Here is a 22,720-nt window from a genome sequence, read left to right as displayed (position 1 = left end):
AAATAAATAGATATAATGTTTGTATCCTATATAACATATGAATTAAATTGTTTATTATTATTTGTTATTTAAGTTCAAATTAATTTTTTGTATAATTGTATTTATCGTTTCTAAAATAATTATACTAAAAAAGTATATTATTTGCCAAGCATATTATATAAAATCTAACCCAATCACTTTATGTTTGATATTACTGAATTAAAAAGTAAAAAACTTTTTGAATTACAGGAGATCGCTCGTTCTTCAGGATTAAAAAAATGTACACAATTACGAAAAAACGAACTCCTAGAGAAAATCATTTCCATTTTTAATAACAAAAATACTTCCACTTATTCTTCATCAAAAAAAGAAAATCCTTTAAAAAAAGGATTTAAAGTGCGAAAAAACTCCGAATCCAAAAATTCATTCTCGGAAAAAAAAAATAATGGGAAAAAAAAATTAGTTTCTCAAGAAAATTTAAAAAATTCCAATCCTAAACTATCAGAAGATATAAAACATCAAAAAAAATATCAAAATTATTGGAAAAAAAATGATAAATCTGAATCTCAACTATCATCTCATAGTCACGGTCTAGAAGGAATCTCACAAAAAATTTCTCCTAATAAATATAGAACTCCTGAATATGAATTCGAAGGTATTATAATCAGTGAAGGAGTATTGGAAATCATGCCAGAAAATTACGGTTTTTTAAGATCTTCCGATTTTAACTATTTATCATCACCTGATGATATTTATGTTTCTCAATCTCAAATTAGACTTTTCGGAATGAAAACAGGAGATACAATAAGAGGAGAAGTTCGTCCTCCTAAAGATGGAGAAAAATATTTTCCCTTAATTAAAATTCTTGAAATCAATGGGAGACCTCCTTCTTTTGTAAGAGAAAGAGATTCTTTTGAACATTTAACTCCATTATTTCCTAATGAAAAATTCAAATTAGCTGAAAAAAATGCAACTCTTTCTACAAGAATAGTAGATCTTTTCACTCCCATAGGAAAAGGGCAAAGAGGAATGATTGTCGCTCCTCCTAAAACAGGTAAAACGACTTTATTAAAAGAAATAGCTAATGCTATTGCAGCCAATCATCCTGAAGTTTATTTAATTATATTACTGATTGATGAACGTCCAGAAGAAGTCACAGACATGCAAAGAAATGTCAAAGGAGAAGTGATAGCATCTACTTTTGATGAGCCTGCAGACAGACATGTCAAAGTGGCTAATATTGTTTTACAAAAAGCAAAAAGAATGGTTGAATGTTCTCATGATGTAGTCATTTTGTTGGATTCTATCACACGTTTAGCACGTGCATACAATACTGTAGCTCCTGCATCTGGAAAAGTTTTGTCAGGAGGAGTGGATGCTAATGCATTACATAGACCAAAACGATTTTTTGGAGCTGCCAGAAATATAGAGAATGGAGGTTCTTTATCTATTATTGCTACAGCTATGATTGATACAGGATCAAAAATGGATGAAGTTATTTTTGAAGAATTTAAAGGAACAGGAAATAAAGAACTTCAATTAGATAGAAAAATAGCTAACAAACGAATTTATCCAGCTATTGATTTGGTTTCTTCTAGTACAAGAAAAGATGATCTTTTGCTTGATCAAAATACATTACAAAGAATGTGGATTTTGCGAAAACATCTTTCTGATATGAATCCAGTGGAAGCTATGGAATTCTTAAGATCCAGAATGGCTAGAACTCAAAATAACGAAGAGTTTTTAATATCTATGAATGGATAAATTTGTAATATATTTTTATCAATATTTGATTTTGTAGATGAAAAATATTATATTATTGAGTATCGCGGGATGGAGCAGTTGGTAGCTCGTCGGGCTCATAACCCGAAGGTCATAGGTTCGAGTCCTATTCCCGCTACTCTTTACCTCATCAAATGATTTTTTTCTATTTCATGTATTATTTTTTTATTATTTTTTGTTTTTTCTTTTTTTTCATATGCATATATTTTTTTAGAAAATTGGAATTGTTTTTCAGAAAAGAATTCAAGGATCAAAAAGATGAAATTCATAAATTGTCTCAATATAGTAAAAAAGAGCTTAGTGATTCTTTGATAGAAGTCAAAAATGGATTGAGAGAAACTGTAAGAGATTCTCAGGAATATCTAGACAAAAAAATTCAATTTTACATTGATAATCAATCCAAAAAATTAGACTCCGTTTATAATGAACAAGAGAAATTAATTAAAATTATAGAAAAAAAACTTGAAGAAATAAAAGAAAATGTTAATGAAAAACTTCAAACCTCTTTGAATATTCATCTTGGAAAATCATTCGAAATTATTGGGAATCAATTATTGTTTTTACAAGAAGGTTTGGGAGAAATGAAAATTTTGGCAAAAGATGTAACTTCTCTAAAAAGAACCCTAAATCATGTAAAAATATGTGGCAGTTTTAGCGAGATGCAACTTTCAATGCTTTTACAACAAATATTGTCTCCAGAGCAGTATGCTTCTAATGTTATTACCAAATCTAGTACAAATTTTGTGGTAGAATTTGCAATCAAACTTCCAGGACTTGGGGACGGAAATATTATATGGCTACCTATTGATGTAAAATTTCCAAAAGAAACTTATGAAAAAGTACAAAAAGCTTATCGTGAAGGAGAAAAAAAGAATATAGAAATAGCTATAAAAAATATGGAATCTGTACTTAAAAAAATGTCCAAAGATATTCAAGATAAGTACATAGATCCTCCACATACTACTGATTTCGCTATTCTTTTCTTACCCTTTGAAGGGATCTATGCTGAAATAGCAAGAAATTCTAGTTTATTAGAAGAATTATTAAGAAAATACAAAACCGTAATAACAGGACCATCCACATTAGCAGCTGTATTAAACAGTTTGCAGATAGGTTTCAGAACTTTAGCTATTCAAAAAAGAAGTTCTGAAGTATGGAAAATTTTGGAAACTGTCAAACAAGAATTCACAAAATTTGGATTATTGCTTCATCAAGCTCAAAATAAATTAGAAGGAGCTTCAAAGGATATAGATAAATTATTGGGAGTTAGAACTAATTTAATTGAAAAAAAATTGAAAGACATAGAAAGCTGTTAAAGCGGAGAGAAAGGGATTCGAACCCTTGACACTTTTCTGTGAACACGCTTTCCAGACGTGCGCCTTAATCCTCTCGGCCATCTCTCCAACAAAATAAGTAGGACTATAAGCCGGGTTCTGTATTTATACCTATCATTTATCTAGGATTTAGGTTACCCATGATCTCTATCTGCCTACCCCCCGGTATCAACCGAGCCAGTTTTCCGGTGTACATGGCATTTCACCACACAGAGTTTACATGATTTCACTACAGCAATTTATCTGTACTTTCTTTCTGTTGCACTATTCCTCATCTCACGATGGATGGGTGTTACCCACTGTGTTGCTCTATAGTGTCCGGACTTTCCTCATTTATTCAATGCGATAGGTCGTCCTACTTAATTTTAATTTATTTCTAAATTAGAGTAAGTGTTTTCTACATCTTCATCTTTTTCAAGTTTTTCAATTAAATTCAAAACTTTTTCTTTCTTTTCTTCTGAAATCCATTTCATCACTTGTTTAGGTACACGTATTACTTGATATTCATGGAATATTTCTAATTTTTCTAAATTGCTTTTCATAGATCCAAAGTATTCAAAATCTGTGGATATAGAAACTATATCTTTTTTTTGTACAAAATCTTTAGCTCCAAAATCTATTGTCATTAGTTCAAAATCTTCCATTGAATAATGAATATCTTTTTTTTTTATATAAAAGACACCTATTCTATGAAATAGGTGAGTTAACTCTCCATTATGACATAGTCTTCCTCCATTTTTCTTAAAAAATGTTCTGATATTAGAAATTGTACGAATACTATTATTCGTCACACATTCTATAATCAAACTCACTCCGTAAATCTGTCCTTCTAAATTTAAATTTTTGTAATCGTCTGTTTTTATTTGTAAAGCTTTTTTTATGGCTTTTTCTATAGTGCTTTTAGGAACATTAACTGATTTTGCATTCATCATCGCATTTCTGAAACGAAAATTGTTAGTCCCTGATTCTTTGACAGCAATAGTTATTTCTTTTATAATTTTTGAAAATTTTCTAGATTTTCTGAAATCTTGATTAGATTTTCTATGTTGTATATTTGCCCACTTACTATGTCCTGACATGAAGTGTCTTTCTTTTTTTTCTAAATTAGCAATTTAGCAAAAAAAAAACTATTATGTCAAAAGTTTGTGAATTGACAGGAAAAAAAGCAATGATAGGAAATAAAGTTTCTCATGCAAATAATAAAAAAAAACGTCATTTTAATATTAACTTATGTAGAAAACGATTTTTTTTAACAAAAGAAAAAAAATGGATTACTTTAAAAATTTGTGCTTATGCGGTGAAACTTATTAATAAAATAGGGATTGAAAATGCATTAAAACGTTATAAAAAAAATATTAATAAAAATGGCTAAAAAAGGAAATAGAATACAAGTTATATTAGAATGTATTGAACAAAAAAAAAGTGGAATTCCTGGTTGTTCTAGGTATGTTACAACAAAAAATAAAAAAAAGACTCCGAATAGAATTGAATTAAAAAAATATAATCCAGTGCTAAGAAAATATACAATTCATAAAGAAATAAAATAAAAATAATATGTCTAAAAAGATGGTAGAAAACAAAAAAAAAAAAGTATCAAAAAAAATGACTTTGGCTATAAAAATAGTTAAATCTAAAAAATCTGGTTTTTATACCTTTGAGAATAAAATGCTTTCTGATGAGAAAGTCAAAATTTTTTTTATAAAAAAGTAGTTAATGTTCTTTCTAAAAAAGGAAAAGGAATCAGAAAAAACATTTCATCATGAATTGAAAAAAACTAGAGAATCCTTTTTTTCTAAAATCAAAAATCTTTTTTTGAGAAAATCGAAAATAGAAACAAATGTCATCGATCATATGGAAGACCTATTGCTATCTGCAGATATAGGGACAACAACTACTATAAAAATTCTAAATAATTTAGAAAAAAGAATTCAAAAAGAAAAATATAAAACTACACAAGATCTATATGATCATCTTAAAAAGGAGATAGAAAATCTTTTTATAGATATTCAAAATGAATGTTTAGAAAAAAAAATAAAATATCATAAAAAACCATATGTAATTATGATGGTAGGAGTTAATGGAGTAGGAAAAACAACTACAATTGGAAAATTAGCTTTTTTTTTAAGGAAAAAAGGTTTTGATTTAATTATAGGAGCTTCTGATACATTTCGGGCAGCAGCCATTGATCAACTTGAAATATGGGCAAATAAAGCACAAGTTCCTTTAATAAAACAACATATGCATGCAGATCCAGCATCTGTAGCATATGATACTTTACAATCTGCTAAATCAAGAAAAAAAGATGTGGTTTTAATTGATACAGCTGGTCGATTACAAAATCGTATTGGTCTGATGGAAGAGCTTTCTAAAATAAGTAGAGTAATGAAAAAAATTATACCTGAATCTCCTCATGAAATTATGCTTGTTTTAGATGCAAGCACAGGTCAAAACGCCTTTGAACAAGTCAAAAAGTTCACTGATTTTGTTAAAATTTCTTCTATTGTATTGACAAAAATAGAAGGAACAGCTAAAGGTGGAGTCGTAATAGGAATTATGGATCAATTCAAAATTCCCATCCAATATATAGGAACAGGTGAAAAAATACAAGATTTGAAAGAATTTGATGGAAAAAAATTTATAGATTGTTTTTTTGAAGAGAAAAATAATGAAAGATGACATTCCGTCTTATTCATTCATTCTGGTATGATCTTTGTTCATATTTTTTTTTTCAATAATTCAGTTTCATGGAGGATAATAAAATTAGTGTTACTTCAGATAATATTTTCCCTATCATCAAAAGATTTCTTTATTCTGATCAAGAAGTCTTTTTACGTGAACTTGTTTCTAATTCAACAGATGCTATTATTAAATTGAAAACTATAGCCAAATTGGAAAATTTAGATGATATTGGAGATGATTTGAAAGTTAATGTTCTAATAGATCAAAAAAATAAAACTATTCATATCATAGATAATGGGATTGGAATGACCAAAGAAGAAGTAAAAAAATATATTAATCAAATAGCTTTTTCTGGAGCAGAAGAATTTATTCAAAAATATAAGACATCAACAAAAGAGAGTCATATTATTGGTCATTTTGGTTTGGGTTTTTATTCTTCTTTTATGGTAGCTAATAAAGTCATGATATTCACTCAATCTTATCAAAAAGAAGCATCATCTATATTTTGGTCTTGCGAAGGATCTCCTAATTTTATTATGAAAGAAATTGAAAAAAGAGATAGAGGTACAGAAATTATTTTATTTCTTAATGAAGAAAGTAAGGAATTTTTAGAATATAATCGTATTTTAAAATCGCTACAAAAATATTGCAAATTTATGCCTGTAGCAATTCATTTATCTTCCAAAGATTCCAAAGAAAAGAATGATAAAGAAACTATTGTCAATAATATTCATCCTGCTTGGAATCAAAATCCACTTCAACTGATTGATAAAAATTATTTAAATTTTTATCATGAATTATATCCTAATCAGTTAGAAGATCCTTTATTTTGGGTCCATTTAAATATAGATCATCCTTTTCATCTGACAGGAATTTTATTTTTTCCTAAAATAGAAAAAAGAATTGACATACAGAAAGAAAAAATTCATTTGTATCAAAATCAAGTTTATATTACGGATAATTTAGAGGGAATTGTTCCGGATTTTCTTAGCTTGTTAAGAGGAGTTATAGACTCTCCAGATATTCCTCTTAATGTCTCACGTTCTCATTTACAATCTGACACGTCTGTAAAAAACATATCCAGATACATAACAAGAAAAGTCGCTGATAAGCTAAATTCTCTATTTAAAATAAATAGAGAAGATTTTCAAAAAAAATGGGAAGATATAAAAGTTATAGTAGAATATGGAATGATTAGTACACAAAACTTTTTTGATAAAGCTATTCAATTTTTAATTTTCTCTACTGTCAATCACATTTATTTTACTTTAGAAGAGTTTAAAAAAAAAATAAGTCAAACCCAAAAAAATAAAGAAGGAAAAATTGTTTTTCTTTATTCTTCAGATAAAGAAGAACAACATAGTTACATTAAAGAAGCAATAGATAGGAATTATGAAGTTTTAATTTTGGATAGCCCTCTTTCAGTTCATTTAATGCAAAAGTTGGAATTTTATGACAAGGAAATTTCTTTTGTTAGAGTAGATTCAGATCATATTGACAAATTAATTGATAAAGAGAAAAAATATGATTCAGAACTTTCGGAAAAAGAGAAACAAGATTTGAAAAATTTTATTAATACTCATTTAGTGGATGACTATAAATTTTCCATACAATTAGAAAATTTATCCAAAAAAGATTATCCTTTTTTAATTATCGTTCCGGAGTTTTTAAGAAGAATCAAAGAAATGAATTCTATAGGAAAAGAAATTGTAGAAGAAAAAGATCAAAAAAAATATTATCAATTGATAGTAAATACAAATCATATTTTGATGAAAAAAATATTGCAAGATACATCTGAAGAAAAAAGAAAAGAAATGATTCAAGAAGCTTTGAATTTAACTCTTTTGTCCAAAAATTTGCTTCACGGAAAAAATCTCACTGCTTTTATCTCAAAGAAATTAGAAGATCTTGTTAGGTCATAATTTTTTAAGATTTATTGAATCTTCTTAATTTAATTCCTGTTAATATTTTCTTTGTGTATAAGGGGAAATCTGAATTTTGTATCCATCCATAATAATTGGGATCTTTTTCAAAAATTTCAAAAACCTTTTCTCCTTTATATTTTCCAAAATTAAATATTTCGTTTCCTTCTTCATCTATTTTGACGAATCCAGCAAGATCTGCTATATTTTTTTGATGAGAAAATTGATTTAGACTTTTAACATCTTTTTTTAAATTTTCATATTTTTCCAATTGTGACAGTAATATTTCATATGTAGCAAATGCATCTGCTTTTGAACTATGAGCTTTCATAAGGACTTTTCTGCAATAATATTTATAAGCGGCAGAAAGTGTTCTAGGTTCCATTTTATGGAATATAACTTGCACGTCTATAGTTTTGTGTTTTTTAATATCGAAAGATATTCCTGCACGAAGCATTTCTTCTGCTAAAATTGGGATATCAAATCTATTAGAATTATATCCTGCTAGGTCTGTATTTTCAATCATTTTAAAAATGGAAAAAGCCACATCTTTAAATCTAAGTTTTCCTGCAACATCTTCATCTTTAATTCCATGAATAGCTGTTGATTGTGGAGGAATAGGAATTACAGGGTCAACTAACCAAGTTTTATCTTCTTGATTCCTATTAGGAAATATTTTTAATATGGATATTTCTATGATTCTATCTTTTCCGATATTGATTCCTGTTGCTTCTATATCAAAAAAACAAATGGGACGATGAAGTTTTAATTTCATATTTAGATATTTATTATTAGATTTTCAATCTATGAAAGTAGGTTGAAATTATTATGTAAAAAATAATAATGCATGGTAAAGCGACTACATGCAAAGTTAATAAAAGAAATGTACTAATCAATAAGAAAACATAACGGATTTTATTCTTTTTCCAAGAAAAACCTTGAAAAGTAAACGAAATCATTGGTATTTTAGAAACCAAAAAATAACAAGAAAAGAATATCAGAAAAAATATTATGATAGGAGACATTATGATATTTTTTATGAAAACAGGGACTGTAGGAGAAGTAGCTACAATAGATAAAGAAGAAAAAAATAAAGTATTGACAGGTGTTGTTAATCCTCTATAATTAGAAGGATTCATATTAAATTTAGCTAAACGACATGCGGAAAAAATGGAAATAAAAAAAGAAAACCATTCAATAAATGGTATTTTTTTTTTCATTGTTTTCAATAAAAGGAAAACTATTATGGATGGCACTATTCCAAAAGAAACCATGTCCGCGAGAGAATCTAATTCTTTTCCGAATTGATTTTCGTTTTTTATAAATCTAGACACAAAACCATCTAAAAAATCAAAAACTATTGAAAATAAAGTAGCAATAGCAGAAACTTCAAAATTTTTTGACTGTAAAAAAATTATGGATATGCATCCACAAAACAAATTCAATAAAGTCAAAACGTTTGGAATGATTTTTTTAATTTTTGTCAAAACATGTAAAATTTATCCTTAATTATCCTTAATTATCCTTTAAAATAATAAATAATGATTAAATTATTTTATGAAATTTCTGATTTTCAAATTCAAAACGAATCTTTCTTTATTAAAGAAATCTGTATTTTGTTAAATAATGAAGGAATGTATATCGGTAATATTAATTATGTTTTTTGTAATGATAATTTTCTTTTAGACATTAATGAAAAATATTTGCAAAAAAATTTTTATACAGATGTGCTTTCATTTAATTATTCTATCGATAAATGGATATCTGGAGATATATTTATTAGTGTAGATCGTGTTTGGGATAATTCTAAACAATGGAATCAGTCTTTTTTGGTTGAGTTGAAACGTGTGATGATACATGCTGTATTACATCTTATAGGATATGACGATAAAAAAAAAATGGATAAAAAGATCATGAAAAAAAAAGAAGAGTTTTATTTAAATTTATTTCAATTTTAAAATCAATTTTTAAAAAATAATCATGTTTTTAGATACATATGATATTATAGTGGTTGGGGGTGGGCATGCTGGAGCAGAAGCAGCTTCCGCATCTTCTAATATGGGATCCAAAACTTTACTTATTACTACTAATTTACAAACTATAGGTCAAATGTCATGTAATCCAGCTATAGGTGGAATAGCAAAAGGACAAATGATTAGAGAAATAGATGCTTTGGGGGGTTATTCTGGAATCATTGCTGATTATAGCATGATTCAATTTAGGATGTTAAATAAATCTAAAGGGCCTGCCATGTGGAGTCCTAGAGCTCAATGTGACAGAAAATTATTCTCCTATTATTGGAGATTTTTTTTAGAAAAAAATGTTCAATTAGATCTGTATCAAGACACAGTGACATCTTTAATTATAGAAAAAGATGAAGTGAAAGGGGTAAGAACTTTTTTGGGATTAAAAATTAAAGGGAAATCAGTTATACTTACAAATGGTACTTTTTTAAATGGAAAAATACATATTGGAAAAAAAAGAATTGATGGAGGAAGAATAGCAGAACAAGAAGTTCGGGGGATCACGGAACAATTAACCAAATATTTTGGATTAAAATATGGTAGAATGAAAACGGGAACATCTCCAAGGGTAGATGGGCGTTCCTTAAATTATGAGAAAATGAAATCTCAAGATGGAGATTTTCATCCAAAAAAATTTTCTTTTTCTTATGATACAAAAAAATTAACTAGACAACGAAAATGTTATATAACTTATACAAATCAAAAAGTACATGATTTAATCCGTCAAAATTTCAATTATTCTCCAATTTTTACAGGATCTATTCAAGGTGTCAGTCCCAGATACTGTCCTTCCATAGAAGAAAAGATTTTTAGATTTTCTGATAAAGAGGAACATCCTATTTTTGTAGAACCTGAAGGTTGGAATACTGTAGAAGTATATGTCAATGGTTTTTCCACTTCTTTTCCAGAAGAAGTCCAATATCAGTCATTAAAAAAAATTTATGGATTTGAAAAAGTAAAAATATTAAGACCTGGATATGCAATTGAATATGATTATTTTCCTCCCGAGCAATTAAAATCTACTTTGGAGAGCAAAGTTATAAAAAATCTTTTTTTTGCTGGACAAATTAATGGAACAACTGGATATGAAGAAGCTGCTGCTCAAGGATTAATGGCAGGAATTAATGCTCATTTAAAAATTCGTCAAGAAGAACCGTTTATTCTTAAAAGAAATCAAGCTTATATTGGAGTTTTAATTGATGATTTAATTACAAAAGGAACAGAAGAACCTTATAGAATGTTTACTTCAAGAGCTGAATATAGGATGTTGTTACGGCAAGATAATGCAGATATTAGATTAACACCTATGGGATACAATATTGGTTTAATTTCAGAAGAAAAGATGATAATTTTAGATAAAAAAAAATCTAAAATAGAAAAATGCATGTATTTATTTCAAAACAGAAATTTTGAACCAAAAGTTATAAATCCCATTTTAGATGATAAAAAATCTCCTAGAATATATCATGATAAAAAAATAGAAACTATTTTATCTCGTTCTGAGATTGATATAAAAGATATTATATCCATTCCGTTTTTAATGGAAGAAATTAGAAAAAATGATTTTAATCAAGAAATATTGGAACAAGTTTCTATTCAAATAAAATATAAAGGATATATAGATAGAGAAAAAGAAAATGCAAAAAAATTATTAAAATTAGAAAATCTAAAAATTCCAAATAATTTTGATTATAAAACAATTCAATCTCTTTCTTTAGAAGCAAGAGAAAAATTGGATTATTATCGTCCAGTATCATTAGCGCAAGCATCAAGAATTAGTGGGGTCTCTCCTTCTGATTTAAGTATTTTGCTCATTCATATGGTACGTTAACAGGTTGGTTTTTTTTGTCACTTTTGTTGGATATCACAAATAAATCTTCATCTTCTTTTTTCATGTAAAATTTTTCTCTTGCTAATTTTTCTAGATATTTAGGGTCTGTCGTCAATTTTTTTAAATGATTTTCTTCTGATGAAATTTTATTTTTTAAAAAATCTCTGTCTAATGTCATTTTTTTGATGCTTTTATTAAACTTATAATGTAATATTAAAGAATTGGAATCAAAAAAGGACATCCATATAAAGAAAAAAAAACTTATCCAAAAATATTTGTTTTTCAACATTTTATAATATTTTCTTTCTTTTTTTTATAAAATTCATAAAGAAGTTAATGAAAACACTTATAAAAATCCAGTAAATACTAAAAAAAGATAGAAAAAAAACACACCAAAAACCACATATAATTACAACCAAAAAAAGTAAAAATCCTATAAATTTAATTATCATCTAAATTTAATTATCTTCATTTTTTAATATAACAAAAAATTATAATTTTTACTATAATTTAGTAAAAAAATAGGACAATGATTTATAGAACAGAAAAAGATACTTTGGGAGTAGTAAAAGTTCCTGTAAACAAATACTGGGGAGCACAAACAGAAAGATCTAGGAAAAATTTTAGAATAGGTTCAGAAGCTTCTATGCCTATAGAAATTATTCATTCCTTTGGTTTTTTAAAAAAAGCTGCTGCACATGCAAATTATGAATTTGGTCTTTTATCTAAAAAAAAAAGAGATATTATCTCTTTGGTTTGTGATGAAATTATAGAAGGAAAATTAAATGATCAATTTCCTTTAGTTATATGGCAAACAGGGTCTGGAACTCATACCAATATGAATATTAATGAAGTGATTTCCAATAGAGCTCATGTTTTAATGGGAGGAGTCCTTGGTCAAAACAAATCTTTTATCCACCCAAATGATGATGTCAATATGTCTCAATCATCTAATGATACTTTTCCTACAGCAATGCATATTGCTTCTTATAAAAAGTTAAGAGAAAAAACTATTCCTTCTATTAAAAAATTAAGAGAAACTTTGAAAAAAAAATCAAAATCATTTCAAGATGTGATTAAAATAGGGAGAACCCATCTGATGGATGCTACTCCCATCACTTTAGGACAAGAATTTTCCGGTTATGTTTCTCAAATAGATCATGGATTAGATTCTATTGAAAAAACTTTAGATCATCTTTCTGAATTAGCTATAGGAGGAACTGCTGTAGGAACGGGATTAAACGCCCCCAAGGGGTATGATAGAAAAGTGACTGAATACATATGTAAATATACAGATCACCCTTTCAAAGTCGCAAAGAATAAATTTGAAGCTTTATCATCTCATAATGCAATGGTAGAGTCTCACGGAACTCTGAAACAAATAGCCGTTTCTTTAATAAAAATATCAAATGATATTCGTTTTTTAGCTTCTGGACCACGTTCAGGAATTGGAGAAATTTTTATTCCTGAAAATGAACCAGGATCTTCTATTATGCCTGGAAAAATAAATCCTACTCAATGTGAAGCGGTTATTATGGTTTGTACACAAATTATAGGAAATGATGTGTCCATATCCATAGCAGGATCTTCAGGAAACTACGAATTAAATGTAGCTAAACCATTAATAGTGTACAATTTTTTACAATCTTCCCAACTTCTTGCAGATGCTTGCACTTCTTTTTCTTCTTTTTGTGTGAAAGGAATCAAACCAAATTATCAAAAAATTAAAGAATTTTTGGATAAATCTTTGATGTTGGTCACAGCATTGAATACTCATATTGGATACGAAAAATCAGCAGAAATAGCAAAATCTGCTTATGCAAATAATAGTACTTTAAAAGAAGAAGCAATTCGATTAGGATACTTAACTGTAGAAAAATTTGAAGAATTAGTTAATCCATCAAAAATGGTATGAATCAACATGATGAAAAAAATAAGTTTTCTACATTTAGATGAATAATGTCGGCTATTCTTTCTTCTGATGTTGAATAAATTTGAGAAAGTTTTTTTAAAATTATTCTTAAATTCATTGGTTCATTTCTTTTTCCTCTAAAAGGATGTGGAGAAAGATAGGGGGAATCAGTTTCCAAAACGATATGATCTAGACTTATTTTATGCAAAAATTGACTGACATGATTGTTTTTGAAAGTAATCATGCCTCCAATCCCTATTTTCATTCCAAAATCAATAATTTTTTTTGCTTGTTCTAAAGTTCCAGAAAAACAATGAAATACTCCTTGAATAGAAGATTCTTTTGATAAAATGTTAAAAATATGATCAAAAGCTTTTCTACAGTGTAGAACTATGGGTAGTTTTTTTTTTTTTGCCCATTTTATTTGAATTTGAAAAGCGTATTCTTGTTCTGAAAAAAATTTATTTTCTGAATAAAAATCCATTCCAATTTCTCCTACAGAAATAAAGGAATGTTTCCATAACCATTTTTTAATACTATTTAATTCTTTTTCTAAAGAATCTGGAAAAACTCTATTAGGATGAAGTCCTATCATAGGATAACATATATTAGGATATTTTTTTTCTAATTTTAATATATTGGGAATGTCTGAAGAATCTATAGAAGGAATAAAAAATCTGTGTATTCCTTGATTCAAGGCATTTTTAATTACAAAATCAATGTCTTCATTAAAATCTTTCATATACAGATGAGTATGGGTATCAGTAATTTTCATATAATTATTAATTTTAATAAAATTTTTTATTCTTTATGAAAGCTTATCTATTTCCTGGTCAAGGATCTCAATTTATAGGAATGGGAAAAAACTTATACAAAAATTCTCATTTGGCAAGAAAATTATTCCAATTATCTGATGAAGTTTTAGGATTTAGAATCACATCTATAATGTTTGAAGGAACTATGAATATTTTAAAACAAACAAAATACACACAACTTGCAATTTATATATATTCAGTTATAAAAGCAAAAATATCAAATAATTTTGAACCTGATATGGTAGCTGGTCATTCTCTTGGTGAATTTTCTGCTTTAGCTGCAATTGATGTATTCTCTTTTGAAAATGGTTTGAGATTAGTCAATCTAAGAGCTTCAATAATGCAAGAAATCTGTGAATCTATCCATGGAGGTATGGCTGTGGTGTTTGGTTTGGAAGATTCCATTATAGAAGAAATTTGCAAAAAGGATAGTGGAATTATTGTTCCGTCTAATTATAATGCACCTGAACAGTTAGTCATTTCTGGAGAATATAAAGCTCTTAAAAGAGTTTGTTCTTCTTTAGAAAAAATAGGAGCTAAAAGAATATTCATTCTTCCTGTTCATGGAGCATTTCATTCTCCCATCATGGAACCAGCCAGGAAAAAATTAAAAAAATTTATAAACAAAATTTCTTTTCAAGATTCTAAATGTCCAATATATCAAAATGTAACAGCTCAATCAGTTATAAAATCTAACGATATAAAAAAAAATCTGATCAAACAATTGACTTCTCCTGTAAAATGGAAACAATCTATAGAAAACATGATTGCTCATGGAGCTATTTCATTTACAGAAATAGGTCCAGGAAAAATATTACAAGGTTTAATTAGAAAAATTTCAAGAAATTTTGCAAAAAAAAATATAAAACCATGTGATCATGCATCAACATGATAACTTTTTTTATAGTCATGGAAAACTTTTGTTAACAGGAGAATATTTTATTTTATGTGGTGCTTGTGGTTTAGCTTTACCTACAATTAAAGGACAATCATTAACTATATTACGGAATATATCTTCTGTTTTGCATTGGAAGAGTTATGATGAAATTAATAGACCTTGGTTTGAAGTCATTTTCAAACTTCCTTCTTTAGAAATTTGTTATGAAACAGAAAAAAAGATAGCAAAAAATTTAAGAGATTTATTATTAAGATCCAAAAAAATTCAAAAAAATTTTCTTCATAATTCATTGGGAATACATGTCGAAACAAAACTAGAATTTCCTAGAAATTGGGGATTGGGAAGTAGTTCTACTTTAATTCATAACATAGCGAAGTGGGCTAAAATAGATCCATATATGTTATTAGGAAATAATTTTCCAGGAAGTGGTTATGATATAGCTTGTGTTTCAAATTCAAAACCAATAATTTATAAATTACATAACAAAAAACCTCATATTATTCCTATAAATTTTAATCCTCCATTTAAAGATCAACTTTTTTTTCTGCATCTCAATAAAAAACAAAATACTTGTGATGGAATACAATTTTTTCGTTCCAAAAAAAATATATCCAGTCAAAGTATTGAGTCTATATCTTCTATTACTCAAAAAATTACTTTTTGTAAAACATTAGAAGAATTTGAAGAATTATTACTGAAACATGAGATGATTATATCAAAAATATTGAATATTCCTACTATAAAAGAAACATATTTTCCAGATTATTTAGGATTAGTTAAAAGTTTAGGAGCTTGGGGTGGAGATTTTGTTTTGATAAGCTTTAGGAAAGGAATGAAAAATTATTTTTCTAAGAAGGGATTTCACACTCTAATTTCATTTGATGAGATGATTATCTAATTGAGCTACATTTTATTTATATTATATATTTAAAATTTATTTTCTATGTGTAGTGTTGTTCATTTCGAGATCAATGGATGTCATTATAAGCTTCCTGTAGTTAAAGGAACTTTTTACGAAAAAGCCATTAATATTTCTAATCTAAGAGAAAATACAGATTTTATCACATTTGATCCAGGATTAAAAAATACGGGAATTGCCAAAAGCTCTATCAGTTTTATAGATGGCGAAAAAGGAGAGCTTTTATATAGAGGATATCCTATTGAACAAATTATTAATAAGTGTTCGTTTATGGAAACGAGTTATCTAATTTTAAATGGAGAACTCCCCAATACTGCACAATTAAAATCTTTCTCTGAAAAAATAAAAAAATTCAATTATATTAATCATAAAATCTATCAAATACTTGATAAAGTACCTGATAATTATCATCCAATGGGAATATTATCTTCTTTAACCTATGTTTTAACTGCATTTACAAATTGTCTACAAGAAGAAGATCAGTATCTTCATCTTTTAGCTAAACTTCCCATATTGGCTGCTTTAACTTATAGAAAAAAAGTCGGACTTCCTCCTTCTTATGCAGATCATAATCTTGATTATACTTCCAATTTATTAAAAATGTTTTTTTCTGTTCCCAATAAATCTTATCAACAAAATCCGATTATTACGGATGCTTTGGATAAATTATTAATATTGCATGCTGATCATGAGCAAAATTGCTCAACAACCACTGTCCGTTTATTGAGTTCTGCTCATTCAGGACTATTTTCATCTGTATCTGCAGGAATTAGCGCTCTTTGGGGAAGATTGCATGGAGGAGCTAATCAAGCTGTAATTGAAATGTTAGAAACTATTTTAAGAAGTGGAGGGAATATAAAGAAATGGGTAGAAAAAGCAAAAAATAAGAAAGATCCATTTCGATTAATGGGATTTGGACACAGAATTTATAAAAATTTTGATCCTAGAGCGGAAATAGCAAAAAAAGTAGCTGAAAATCTTATCAAAAAATTAGAAATTTTTGATCCAATTTTAGAATTGGCAAAAAGTCTTGAAGAAAAAGCCCTTCAAGATTCTTATTTTGTGGAAAAAAAACTTTATCCTAATATTGATTTTTATTCTGGAATTATTTATAAAGCTATAGGCATTCCAAATGATATGTTCACTGTGATGTTTGCCTTAGGAAGATTACCAGGATGGATGGCTCATTGGAAAGAAATGAAATTGAATAGAGATCCCATAGTAAGACCCAGACAAATTTATATAGGATACAAAAAAAGGAATATAATATAAATGCGGGCGAAGGGATTCGAACCCTTACGCCTAATAGGCATCAGATCCTAAGTCTGACGTGTCTACCATTTTCACCACGCCCACAACAAATAATAATTTTTTTTGTTGATAAAATCAATGAAAAGAAGAGGATATAATTTCATGATTTTTATTGATTACTTGATATTCCGTATATCCAAACGTGTCTCTTGGAATGATTTTAATCCATTTTTTATATTTTAACAACCATTTTTGTTGAATAGAAGGAAATCCTTTTTTCAAATAGGCTGAAACGAAAGAATGTATATGCAATTGTATTCCCTGATGATTTTTATTTCTTATAATAGATTCTATAACAAATTCTAAACGATGAATATAATTTACAGGAGAATCTTCAGATTTTTCATTATTGACTTTCAATTCAGGTCTTACTCTATGACGAGTAAATTGAACTAAACCAAATTTGTTTGGTGGTAAAATTTTGTGTTTTGCTCTGTCATTTTTCATTTTTTCCTTTAAATGTTCATATAACTGTTTCCTCTGAATAGGTTCAGACATATCTATAAAATCCACTACAATTATACCTCCCATGTCTCTTAATCTAAGTTGTCTGGCTATTTCGGTTGCTGCTAATAGATTAACTTTTAATATATTATCAATTCTCTCCGATTCTGTACAATTTTTTTTCATATGATTATTCATTCCACTATTAACATCTATAACATGCAGAGCTTCAGTGTGTTCTATAATAAGATAAGCTCCATTTTCAAGAGGAACATTTTGACCCAAAAAAATTTGTATTTGTTTTTCTATTCCATATTTTTCAAATATGGGAATATTTCCTTTATAATATTTAATTATGTTAGTTTTTTCCGGAGCAATTAAAGATAAATATGAATGAATTTCTTGACAAATAAAACTATTATTACAATCAATAGATTTTAAATCATCGTTGAATGTATCTCTTAATAAACAAGAAGTTTTGCTCATTTCACTTAAAACCCTAACTGGAGGTAATTTGATCAAATTTTTTAATGTTTTTTTCCATTTTGTGATTAAGAAAATCAGTTCTTCATTCAAAAATTTTCCTATTTTATTATAGGATGCTGTACGAATGATAAGACCAAATTCATTAGGTTTTATCTTCTTTATGTAGGAAAGCAACCTACTTTTTTCTTTTGCATTTTTTATTTTTTTAGAAATAGAAATTTTTTCTGAAAAAGGAACAAGAACTAAATACCTTCCTGGTATACAGATTTTTGCAGTTAATTTTGGTCCTTTATTAGAAATCGGTTCTTTAGAAATTTGAACTAAAATTTTTTGGCCAGGATGTAATATCTTATCTATAGAATTTATACTTTCTTTTTTTTCAAATTTTTCAAAATTGTTAGATAAAAATTTTTTTTTCATAGAAATTAACTCTAACATTTTATTTATTTGAAATCCAATATCGTTATAATGTAAAAAAGCACCTTTTGAATGTCCTATGTCGATAATGGCAGCATTTAATCCATACAAAATCTTTTTTACTATTCCTAAATAGATATCTCCTACAGAGAATTTTTGATTGAAAACATCTCGATGAAGCTCTAGTAATTTACCTTCTTCTAAAAGAGCGATCTTTACTTCTTGTTTTTCTGCATTTATAATTAACTCTTTATTCATATATTCATCATACACAAAAACAAGGAAAAAAAGTTTTAGAAATGACAATAATTTAATGAAATTTTATTTTTTTTTATGTCTATTTTTTCTATTTCTTTTTTTTCTTTTATGGGTAGCTATTTTACGTCTTTTTCTTTTTTTTCCGTTGGGCATAATTTTAGATCGTTATTGATTCATCTTTCTACATTATACATTGATAATCATTTTTTTATAGGAACATTTTTCTTTACTAATTCGGTAAAAGATTTTGCAGGCTTAAATGCTGGAATGTTATGCGCAGGAATTACAATAGATTCATCCTTTGAAATATGACGTCCCAGTTTTCTTGCTCGATATTTAATAATAAATGATCCGAATCCTCTTAAATAAACATTTTCTCCCGAAGTGAGGCTTTGTTTTATTTTTTTCATAAATGCTTCTATCACCTTTTGCGTATCAATCCTCTCAGATCCAGTTTCTGATATGATTTCTGTTATTATATCTGCTTTTGTCATGTTAAATCATTATATCGAATAACAAAATTCGGTTTCCTAAATATACCAATTTTTTATAAAATTGCTCTAAAATTAAACATGTATGGATTTTTCTAAAAAAATAATAAATTGGTACGAAAAAAATTATAGAAAACTTCCTTGGAGAGAAACTAAAAATCCATATTATATATTAGTTTCAGAATTTATGTTGCAACAAACAAGAGTTTCGAAAATCGTAAAATATTATTCAAATTTTATAAAAAAATTTCCAAATTTAGAAAAATTAGCTCAAGCCGAGGAAAAGAATGTGTTAAAAGAATGGGAAGGATTAGGTTATTATTCCAGAGCAAGAAATTTACATTCTTTTGCTAAAAGTTTAAAAAAAGACAATCTTTTTCCAAAAAAATATGAAGAGCTAATAAAATATAAAGGAATAGGTCCATATACAGGAGCCGCTATTGCATCTATATGTTTTAATGAAATGATTCCAGCTGTTGACGGAAATGCCTACAGAGTATTTTCCAGATATTTGGGAATATACGATGATATAACATCTGCTGCTACAAAAAATCTGTTTAGAATTATCATTTTAAAAATGATGGATTCTGAATATCCGGGGATTTTTAATCAAGCAATTATGGATATAGGTTCTATTTTATGTACTCCAAAAAATACAAAATGTCTATTATGTCCAGTAAAAGATTCTTGTTTTTCCATTAAAAATGATACTGTATACAAACTTCCTGTAAAAAGAATAAAAAAATCCGTTCTAAAACATAGATTTTTTTATTATATTTTCATATATGATCAAAATAAAAATATTTGTCTCAATAAAAGATCTTCCAAAGATATATGGAAAGGACTTTATGATTTTCCTTTGATAGAATCAAAAAAAAATCTGACTGTTCATGAAATTAAAGATAAAGTTTGGAAAAGATTTAAAATTGTTTTTTCTAATCTTATGATTACTTATGAAATCAAACATCAAATAACTCATCAAATTTTATCTATTCAATTTTTGAATTGTGAAATTTTACGAAAAAAGATATTTTTTGATAATTTTTTTTTTGTCCCACATGATGAAATAGGAAAGTATCCTTTTCCTAGTCCTATTATCTTTTTTTTAAAACATGAGAAAATGATTTAATGATGAACTCATCAAATGGATTATATATACAATTTTATTTTCGCAATTTTTTTTTTCTAAAAATTATCATCAAAATTTAATCTATTGAAAAAAGAATCTTCGACGAATGTTTTTTTAGAAAGTACTTTATATTTAGTTTTTTATTTTGCATTAATAATAATACTTCTATTATTTTCTGCACTAATATCTGGATCAGAAACTGCTTTTTTTTGTCTTGAAAAAAAAACTATTGACAGAGAGAGAAAAAAAAACTCTCATAAAGGAAATCTTGTATTAAAAATTCTTAGAAATAGAAAAAAACTCTTGGCAACAATATTAATATCCAACAATTTTTCTAATATTGGAATCGTGATATTAAGTTCCTATTTAATAACAGAGTTCTTAAAAAATGAATGTTTGATTGTTTATAATCAGTTTCATATTCCTATTAATTTTTTTTTAGAAGTGGGGCTTCTTACTTTTATTTTGCTTTTATTCGGAGAAATAATCCCTAAAATATATGCTAGTAAAAATAATTTTCGTTTTGCAATTTTTATGTCAAAACCATTGATATTTCTTAGTAATATTCTAGATCCTATTAGCAGGACAATAATTTTTATTTCAAAGTTTATAGAAAAAAAGGTGATTAAAAAAAAGAATCTAATTTCTGTTGATCAACTTTCAAAAGCATTGAAAATCACATCATCAAATCAAAAAAATGTTAAAGAATGTCAATTCTTGCAAAGAATTGTTGATTTTGGAAATACAGAAACACATCAAATTATGACTCCAAGAATAGATATGTTTGCTATAAATAGTAACACAATTTTTTCTAATGTTTTAGAATTAGTTCGTTATCAAGGATATTCTCGTATACCTGTTTATAAAGATAGCATTGATGATATAGAAGGAGTTCTTTTTGCTAAAGATCTTCTTCCATTTATTTATGATAAAAATTTTAAATGGACTCGATTAATTCATCCCCCTTTTTTTGTTCCAGAAAAAAAAAAGATAGATGATCTTTTAAATGATTTTAAAAAAAGAAAAATTCATTTAGCCATTGTAGTAGATGAATATGGAGGAACTTGTGGCTTAATTACTCTTGAAGATGTGATTGAGGAAATAGTAGGAGATATTGTTGATGAATTTGATGAAGAAGATATGTCTTATTCTAAATTAAATCAAAATAATTATTTATTTGATGGAAAAACTTCCTTAATTAATTTCTATCGAATTATGGAAATTAAAGAAGAAGTTTTTTTTGAGAAAAAAAAAGGAGAAGCAGATACTTTAGGTGGTTTCATCATGGAAATAAATAAAGAATTTCCAAAAAAAAAACAGAAGATAAATTTTATAAATTATTCTTTTCTTATAAGAAGTATAGATAATAAAAGAATAAAAACCATAGAAGTAATAAGAAAAAAAACTAATTAGAATTAATTAAATTTATAGTAGTTCTACTTTATTATGTATAATGAATGAAATAAAAAAACGTTTAACAAAAAAGAATACAATTTTTTTTTCGGTCATATTTCTATTAATAATAGGAATTGGGATATCTTTTTTTTTCAAAAAATTATTTTTATTCTCTTCAGAAAAAAAAGCTATGAAAGAATTGAATTATGCTCAACAATATCTTTACCAAGGTTTTATAAATAAAGCTTTAAATAGAAAAAAGGATAAAATTAATTATTTAGGATTTTCTGGTATCGCTTCCAAATATCCTTTTACAAAAGCAGGAAATATTTCTAAATTTTATGCAGGGATTTGTTATTATAAATTGGGTTATTATAAAGAATCTATCAAAATGATGAAAAATTTTTCTGCAAAAGATGAAATTTTACCTGCTATAAAATATGGAATGATAGGTGATGCTTTTACACAAATGAAAAATAAAAAAGAAGCCTTAAAAAATTATATTATTGCGGCAAATATCAGAGAAAATGAAATCACTACTCCTCTTTATTATTATAAAGCTGCATTATTAAGTTTTTCTATGAATCAATACAAAAATTCTAAACATTTTTTAAAAAAAATAGAAAATAAATATCCTTTTTTTTTGTATAGAAAAAACGTAGAAAAATATCTCATGTTTATTGAAAATAAATTA

23 protein-coding genes, 3 tRNA genes and 1 other RNA gene are annotated in these 22,720 nt (G+C 26.8%); 17 read left to right on the top strand and 10 right to left on the bottom strand.

Annotated elements, in window-relative coordinates; translation table 11 throughout:
* Window positions 1–180 precede the first annotated feature (180 nt).
* The 3 genes from rho to rmuC all read left to right on the top strand — a co-directional run bounded on the left by rho (window position 181) and on the right by rmuC (window position 3,077).
* Window positions 181–1,743 (top strand): transcription termination factor Rho, encoded by a 1,563-nt coding sequence (gene rho / locus H0H68_RS00605; RefSeq protein WP_185853439.1) that lies wholly within the window; start codon window positions 181–183, stop codon window positions 1,741–1,743.
* A gap of 63 nt (window positions 1,744–1,806) precedes the next feature.
* Window positions 1,807–1,879 (top strand) — tRNA-Met (locus H0H68_RS00600).
* 106 nt (window positions 1,880–1,985) lie between these two features.
* Window positions 1,986–3,077, top strand: a complete 1,092-nt coding sequence (gene rmuC / locus H0H68_RS00595) for a DNA recombination protein RmuC (protein ID WP_238783961.1) — start codon at window positions 1,986–1,988, stop codon at window positions 3,075–3,077.
* A 2-nt stretch (window positions 3,078–3,079) separates the two neighbouring features.
* Here the strand turns inward: rmuC and H0H68_RS00590 are convergent.
* The 3 genes from H0H68_RS00590 to H0H68_RS00580 form a co-directional block, all read right to left on the bottom strand.
* Window positions 3,080–3,164: transfer RNA gene (locus H0H68_RS00590), tRNA-Ser, on the bottom strand.
* Window positions 3,165–3,167: 3 nt separating this feature from the next.
* Window positions 3,168–3,457: RNase P RNA component class A (gene rnpB, locus H0H68_RS00585), an RNA gene on the bottom strand.
* Window positions 3,458–3,460: 3 nt separating this feature from the next.
* Window positions 3,461–4,174 (bottom strand): YebC/PmpR family DNA-binding transcriptional regulator, encoded by a 714-nt coding sequence (locus H0H68_RS00580; RefSeq protein ID WP_185853437.1) that lies wholly within the window; start codon window positions 4,172–4,174, stop codon window positions 3,461–3,463.
* Between the two features lie 53 nt (window positions 4,175–4,227).
* On the opposite strand from H0H68_RS00580, the gene rpmB reads away from it, so the two are divergent.
* The 5 genes from rpmB (at window position 4,228) to htpG (ending at window position 7,696) form a co-directional block, all read left to right on the top strand.
* The gene (gene rpmB / locus H0H68_RS00575) at window positions 4,228–4,467 is read left to right on the top strand and encodes a 50S ribosomal protein L28 (protein ID WP_185853436.1); all 240 of its coding nucleotides are present in this window, start codon (window positions 4,228–4,230) and stop codon (window positions 4,465–4,467) included.
* Window positions 4,460–4,642 (top strand): 50S ribosomal protein L33, encoded by a 183-nt coding sequence (gene rpmG / locus H0H68_RS00570; RefSeq protein ID WP_185853435.1) that lies wholly within the window; start codon window positions 4,460–4,462, stop codon window positions 4,640–4,642. The genes rpmB and rpmG overlap by 8 nt, the downstream gene beginning before the upstream one ends.
* Before the next feature lie 7 nt (window positions 4,643–4,649).
* On the top strand, window positions 4,650–4,805 hold the full coding sequence (locus H0H68_RS00565; RefSeq protein WP_185853434.1) for a DUF4295 family protein: 156 nt from the start codon (window positions 4,650–4,652) through the stop codon (window positions 4,803–4,805).
* Between the two features lie 3 nt (window positions 4,806–4,808).
* Entirely contained in the window at window positions 4,809–5,771 is a 963-nt protein-coding gene (gene ftsY, locus H0H68_RS00560) for a signal recognition particle-docking protein FtsY (RefSeq protein ID WP_185853433.1), read from the top strand.
* Window positions 5,772–5,839: 68 nt separating this feature from the next.
* The gene (htpG, locus tag H0H68_RS00555) at window positions 5,840–7,696 is read left to right on the top strand and encodes a molecular chaperone HtpG (protein WP_185853432.1); all 1,857 of its coding nucleotides are present in this window, start codon (window positions 5,840–5,842) and stop codon (window positions 7,694–7,696) included.
* 4 nt (window positions 7,697–7,700) lie between these two features.
* Here htpG and H0H68_RS00550 read toward each other — a convergent pair whose 3' ends face one another.
* Both H0H68_RS00550 and H0H68_RS00545 read right to left on the bottom strand, forming a co-directional pair.
* Window positions 7,701–8,471 (bottom strand): 3'-5' exonuclease, encoded by a 771-nt coding sequence (locus H0H68_RS00550; protein WP_185853431.1) that lies wholly within the window; start codon window positions 8,469–8,471, stop codon window positions 7,701–7,703.
* Between the two features lie 16 nt (window positions 8,472–8,487).
* A complete protein-coding gene (locus H0H68_RS00545) occupies window positions 8,488–9,183 on the bottom strand; it encodes a CDP-alcohol phosphatidyltransferase family protein (RefSeq protein WP_185853430.1) in 696 nt (231 codons plus the stop codon).
* Window positions 9,184–9,237: 54 nt separating this feature from the next.
* Between H0H68_RS00545 and ybeY the strand changes: the two genes are divergently transcribed.
* Both ybeY and mnmG read left to right on the top strand, forming a co-directional pair.
* Window positions 9,238–9,654, top strand: a complete 417-nt coding sequence (ybeY, locus tag H0H68_RS00540) for an rRNA maturation RNase YbeY (protein ID WP_185853429.1) — start codon at window positions 9,238–9,240, stop codon at window positions 9,652–9,654.
* Window positions 9,655–9,676: 22 nt separating this feature from the next.
* The gene (gene mnmG, locus H0H68_RS00535) at window positions 9,677–11,551 is read left to right on the top strand and encodes a tRNA uridine-5-carboxymethylaminomethyl(34) synthesis enzyme MnmG (RefSeq protein ID WP_185853428.1); all 1,875 of its coding nucleotides are present in this window, start codon (window positions 9,677–9,679) and stop codon (window positions 11,549–11,551) included.
* On the opposite strand, the gene H0H68_RS00530 is transcribed toward mnmG, so the two are convergent.
* Window positions 11,532–11,792, bottom strand: coding sequence for an FtsB family cell division protein (locus tag H0H68_RS00530; protein WP_185853610.1), 261 nt, complete (start codon window positions 11,790–11,792; stop codon window positions 11,532–11,534). The genes mnmG and H0H68_RS00530 overlap by 20 nt on opposite strands.
* 288 nt (window positions 11,793–12,080) lie before the next feature.
* On the opposite strand from H0H68_RS00530, the gene fumC reads away from it, so the two are divergent.
* On the top strand, window positions 12,081–13,466 hold the full coding sequence (fumC, locus tag H0H68_RS00525; protein ID WP_185853427.1) for a class II fumarate hydratase: 1,386 nt from the start codon (window positions 12,081–12,083) through the stop codon (window positions 13,464–13,466).
* A 1-nt stretch (window position 13,467) separates the two neighbouring features.
* Here the strand turns inward: fumC and H0H68_RS00520 are convergent, their stop codons facing one another.
* A complete protein-coding gene (locus H0H68_RS00520; RefSeq protein WP_185853426.1) occupies window positions 13,468–14,238 on the bottom strand; it encodes a TatD family hydrolase in 771 nt (256 codons plus the stop codon).
* Window positions 14,239–14,273: 35 nt separating this feature from the next.
* On the opposite strand from H0H68_RS00520, the gene fabD reads away from it, so the two are divergent.
* Genes fabD through H0H68_RS00505 form a run of 3 tightly spaced genes read left to right on the top strand, consistent with a single transcriptional unit; the run spans window position 14,274 to window position 17,367 of the window.
* Entirely contained in the window at window positions 14,274–15,170 is an 897-nt protein-coding gene (gene fabD, locus H0H68_RS00515; protein WP_185853425.1) for an ACP S-malonyltransferase, read from the top strand.
* Complete coding sequence (locus H0H68_RS00510; protein ID WP_185853424.1) at window positions 15,157–16,074, top strand: GYDIA family GHMP kinase; 918 nt, start codon at window positions 15,157–15,159, stop codon at window positions 16,072–16,074. The genes fabD and H0H68_RS00510 overlap by 14 nt, the downstream gene beginning before the upstream one ends.
* A 45-nt stretch (window positions 16,075–16,119) precedes the next feature.
* The gene (locus H0H68_RS00505; RefSeq protein ID WP_185853423.1) at window positions 16,120–17,367 is read left to right on the top strand and encodes a citrate synthase; all 1,248 of its coding nucleotides are present in this window, start codon (window positions 16,120–16,122) and stop codon (window positions 17,365–17,367) included.
* A gap of 1 nt (window position 17,368) precedes the next feature.
* Here H0H68_RS00505 and H0H68_RS00500 read toward each other — a convergent pair.
* From H0H68_RS00500 to H0H68_RS00490, 3 genes are all read right to left on the bottom strand, one after another.
* A tRNA-Leu gene (locus H0H68_RS00500) sits at window positions 17,369–17,451 on the bottom strand.
* Between the two features lie 30 nt (window positions 17,452–17,481).
* Window positions 17,482–19,011, bottom strand: coding sequence for an Rne/Rng family ribonuclease (locus tag H0H68_RS00495; RefSeq protein WP_185853422.1), 1,530 nt, complete (start codon window positions 19,009–19,011; stop codon window positions 17,482–17,484).
* A gap of 200 nt (window positions 19,012–19,211) precedes the next feature.
* Window positions 19,212–19,505, bottom strand: a complete 294-nt coding sequence (locus tag H0H68_RS00490; RefSeq protein ID WP_185853421.1) for an HU family DNA-binding protein — start codon at window positions 19,503–19,505, stop codon at window positions 19,212–19,214.
* Between the two features lie 82 nt (window positions 19,506–19,587).
* Here H0H68_RS00490 and mutY point away from each other — a divergent pair, with 82 nt between their 5' ends.
* The 3 genes from mutY to H0H68_RS00475 all read left to right on the top strand — a co-directional run.
* Window positions 19,588–20,631: an A/G-specific adenine glycosylase gene (gene mutY / locus H0H68_RS00485; protein WP_185853420.1), complete on the top strand. Its 1,044-nt coding sequence runs from the start codon at window positions 19,588–19,590 to the stop codon at window positions 20,629–20,631.
* An 84-nt stretch (window positions 20,632–20,715) separates the two neighbouring features.
* A complete protein-coding gene (gldE, locus tag H0H68_RS00480) occupies window positions 20,716–22,044 on the top strand; it encodes a gliding motility-associated protein GldE (RefSeq protein WP_185853419.1) in 1,329 nt (442 codons plus the stop codon).
* 40 nt (window positions 22,045–22,084) lie between these two features.
* A partial coding sequence (locus H0H68_RS00475) for a tetratricopeptide repeat protein (protein WP_185853418.1) occupies window positions 22,085–22,720 on the top strand: 636 nt, incomplete at its 3' end.

It is taken from the genome of Blattabacterium cuenoti, from assembly GCF_014251555.1.
Classification (GTDB): Bacteria; Bacteroidota; Bacteroidia; order Flavobacteriales; family Blattabacteriaceae; genus Blattabacterium; species Blattabacterium cuenoti_P.
Note: the sequence above shows the minus strand (reverse complement) of the source record. Positions and strands in the feature narration are given on the sequence as shown.

What these genes read in the sequence shown, in the direction of transcription:
- H0H68_RS00495 (WP_185853422.1), bottom strand. Translation starts at nt 19,011, where the DNA reads ATGAATAAAGAGTTAATTATAAATGCAGAAAAACAAGAAGTAAAGATC.
- ybeY (WP_185853429.1), top strand. Translation starts at nt 9,238, where the DNA reads ATGATTAAATTATTTTATGAAATTTCTGATTTTCAAATTCAAAACGAA.
- fabD (WP_185853425.1), top strand. Translation starts at nt 14,274, where the DNA reads ATGAAAGCTTATCTATTTCCTGGTCAAGGATCTCAATTTATAGGAATG.
- htpG (WP_185853432.1), top strand. Translation starts at nt 5,840, where the DNA reads ATGGAGGATAATAAAATTAGTGTTACTTCAGATAATATTTTCCCTATC.
- mutY (WP_185853420.1), top strand. Translation starts at nt 19,588, where the DNA reads ATGGATTTTTCTAAAAAAATAATAAATTGGTACGAAAAAAATTATAGA.
- H0H68_RS00580 (WP_185853437.1), bottom strand. Translation starts at nt 4,174, where the DNA reads ATGTCAGGACATAGTAAGTGGGCAAATATACAACATAGAAAATCTAAT.
- H0H68_RS00550 (WP_185853431.1), bottom strand. Translation starts at nt 8,471, where the DNA reads ATGAAATTAAAACTTCATCGTCCCATTTGTTTTTTTGATATAGAAGCA.
- rpmB (WP_185853436.1), top strand. Translation starts at nt 4,228, where the DNA reads ATGTCAAAAGTTTGTGAATTGACAGGAAAAAAAGCAATGATAGGAAAT.
- rpmG (WP_185853435.1), top strand. Translation starts at nt 4,460, where the DNA reads ATGGCTAAAAAAGGAAATAGAATACAAGTTATATTAGAATGTATTGAA.
- rho (WP_185853439.1), top strand. Translation starts at nt 181, where the DNA reads ATGTTTGATATTACTGAATTAAAAAGTAAAAAACTTTTTGAATTACAG.
- H0H68_RS00505 (WP_185853423.1), top strand. Translation starts at nt 16,120, where the DNA reads ATGTGTAGTGTTGTTCATTTCGAGATCAATGGATGTCATTATAAGCTT.
- H0H68_RS00530 (WP_185853610.1), bottom strand. Translation starts at nt 11,792, where the DNA reads ATGTCCTTTTTTGATTCCAATTCTTTAATATTACATTATAAGTTTAAT.
- H0H68_RS00510 (WP_185853424.1), top strand. Translation starts at nt 15,157, where the DNA reads ATGCATCAACATGATAACTTTTTTTATAGTCATGGAAAACTTTTGTTA.
- ftsY (WP_185853433.1), top strand. Translation starts at nt 4,809, where the DNA reads ATGTTCTTTCTAAAAAAGGAAAAGGAATCAGAAAAAACATTTCATCAT.
- H0H68_RS00520 (WP_185853426.1), bottom strand. Translation starts at nt 14,238, where the DNA reads ATGAAAATTACTGATACCCATACTCATCTGTATATGAAAGATTTTAAT.
- H0H68_RS00490 (WP_185853421.1), bottom strand. Translation starts at nt 19,505, where the DNA reads ATGACAAAAGCAGATATAATAACAGAAATCATATCAGAAACTGGATCT.
- fumC (WP_185853427.1), top strand. Translation starts at nt 12,081, where the DNA reads ATGATTTATAGAACAGAAAAAGATACTTTGGGAGTAGTAAAAGTTCCT.
- mnmG (WP_185853428.1), top strand. Translation starts at nt 9,677, where the DNA reads ATGTTTTTAGATACATATGATATTATAGTGGTTGGGGGTGGGCATGCT.
- H0H68_RS00565 (WP_185853434.1), top strand. Translation starts at nt 4,650, where the DNA reads ATGTCTAAAAAGATGGTAGAAAACAAAAAAAAAAAAGTATCAAAAAAA.